Origin of the sequence: Mesotoga sp. HF07.pep.5.2.highcov (assembly GCF_003666285.1) — a bacterium.
GTDB lineage: Bacteria > Thermotogota > Thermotogae > Petrotogales > Kosmotogaceae > Mesotoga > Mesotoga prima.
This window is the reverse complement of sequence record NZ_JFHJ01000372.1, coordinates 1-2,076: the sequence shown is the minus strand read 5'-3', so window position 1 is coordinate 2,076 and position 2,076 is coordinate 1. Positions and strand designations below refer to the sequence as shown.

Here is a 2,076-nt window from a genome sequence, read left to right as displayed (position 1 = left end):
TAGGAATTCACACCGAAATGTTTACTGAGTCGATGATTCACTTGTTCGAAAAGGGAGCGATAACAAATAGGAAGAAGAGTCTTTGGCCCGGAAAGTTTATTGCGACTTTTGCACTCGGCACAAAGGAAATGTATTCTTTCATTGAGGACAACCCTGGTGTGCTTCTGCTCAGAGGCAGCTATGTCAACGATCCGTACGTTGTCTCGCAGAACGAAAACATGGTCTCTATAAATACGGCAATCTCTGTCGATCTCACGGGGCAGGTGTGTTCCGAAGCAATTGGAACTCGGCACTATAGCGGTACCGGAGGACAACTAGACACTCATAGAGGTGCCTCCATGGCTAAGAATGGAAAGGGAATCATCGCACTTAGATCGACAGCAAAGAAAGGCGCCGTTTCTACAATCGTCCCTCTTCTTCCGCTTGGCTCACCCGTTACCGTTCCAAGACAGGATACTGATTATGTTGTAACCGAGTTTGGGATTGCCAGGCTTAAAGGTCTCAACGTATTCCAGAGAGTAGAGGCCTTGCTGAATATTTCTCATCCGGACTTCAGATCAGAGCTAAGAAAACAAGCTCGCGACATTGGATTAATATAGGAGGTTCTTGATGAAAAAGGTCTTCATTGTTGGTGCAAAAAGGACTGCAATCGGTACTTTTGGAGGAACTTTAAAGGATGTACCGGCCGTGGATCTTGGAGTTACTGCTTCAAAAGCCGCAATAGAGCAGTCGAAGGTCGATCCTAAGAACATTCAAGAGACAATAATGGGTTGTATTCTAACTGCAAACCAGGGTATGGGACCGGGAAGACAGGTATCGATTGGTGCAGGTGTTCCAATTGAGAGCGTTGGATACTCAGTCAATATGCTTTGTGGTTCAGGAATGAAGTCCACGATGATAGGGGCGCAAGATATTCTCACAGGCGAAGCCGAGCTAGTGCTAACCGGTGGTATGGAGAATATGTCTATTGCCCCATACATGCTAGATAAAGCAAGGTTCGGATATAGAATGGGCAGCGGTACTGTAGTTGATCATATGATACGGGATGGCCTCACGGACGTTTTCAATGACTACCACATGGGAGTAACTGCTGAAAATCTGGCCGAGAAATACGGTATCAGTAGGCTTGAACAGGACGAATTTGCACTTGAAAGCCAGAAGAGAGCCAAGGAAGCGATCGCGACAGGAAGATTCAAAGATGAAATCGTCCCATTTGTGATAAAGGGAAGAAAGGGAGACGTCGTTTTCGATACCGATGAGCACCCAAGAGATACCAGCATGGAAATCCTTGGCAAACTCAGGCCTGCCTTCAAGAAAGATGGTTCGGTAACAGCCGGGAATTCTTCGGGAATAAACGATGGGGCAAGTGCGACAGTCCTTGCGAGTGAAGAAGCAGTAGAAAAGTACGGACTGAAACCGATCGCGGAGATAGTCTCTTTTGCGCAGGCCGGTGTTGACCCCGCCTATATGGGATTCGGTCCCGTTCCAGCGGTCGAAAAGGCACTCAAAAAGGTCTCAATGAACATAAAGGATATGGAGTTGATAGAGCTTAACGAGGCATTCGCTTCTCAGTCTTTGTCAGTACTGAAGGGTCTCATGGAAATCTACGGTGTTTCAAAGGAATGGCTTCTTGAGAGAACTAATGTCAATGGAGGTGCGATTGCTCTTGGTCATCCAATAGGCGCATCGGGAAACAGGATAATAGTTACTCTCCTGTATGAAATGGAGAAGAGAAATCTCGAGTTTGGTCTTGCTTCTCTGTGTATTGGCGGCGGAATGGGAACCGCAGTAGTAGTAAAGAGAGTCTAATCTCTTGCAAATCGTAAATACTGCGTTTCTGTAATGAAGTCTAGATGTACTAGTGCACCAAAAATCGTCATGAACAACCTACGTAGGAGGTGGGAAAGTGAAAAGAGTACTGTTAGTATTATTGGTGGTGGCTGTAACCGCTTTTGTTGCATTTGCCGCCACTCCAATCAAGATTGGTGCCGTCGTACCCCTGGGAGATATCACGGGTGACCAGTCTGCAAAAGCAATGAAGCTTGCCATCGACGAAATCAACGCTGCAGGGGGATT

The 2,076-nt window shown here is 46.6% G+C and carries 2 protein-coding genes; both read left to right on the top strand.

What is annotated here, in order from left to right:
- Window positions 1-599 (top strand): acetyl-CoA hydrolase/transferase family protein (locus BG32_RS08075; protein ID WP_310793878.1); only part of this gene is annotated, 599 nt, incomplete at its 5' end.
- A 10-nt stretch (window positions 600-609) separates the two neighbouring features.
- The gene (locus tag BG32_RS08070) at window positions 610-1,809 is read left to right on the top strand and encodes an acetyl-CoA C-acetyltransferase (RefSeq protein WP_121526656.1); all 1,200 of its coding nucleotides are present in this window, start codon (window positions 610-612) and stop codon (window positions 1,807-1,809) included.
- Window positions 1,810-2,076 lie beyond the last annotated feature (267 nt).

Bases quoted from the DNA above. Each gene is read 5' to 3' on its own strand.
- BG32_RS08070 (WP_121526656.1), top strand. From the start codon at position 610: ATGAAAAAGGTCTTCATTGTTGGTGCAAAAAGGACTGCAATCGGTACT.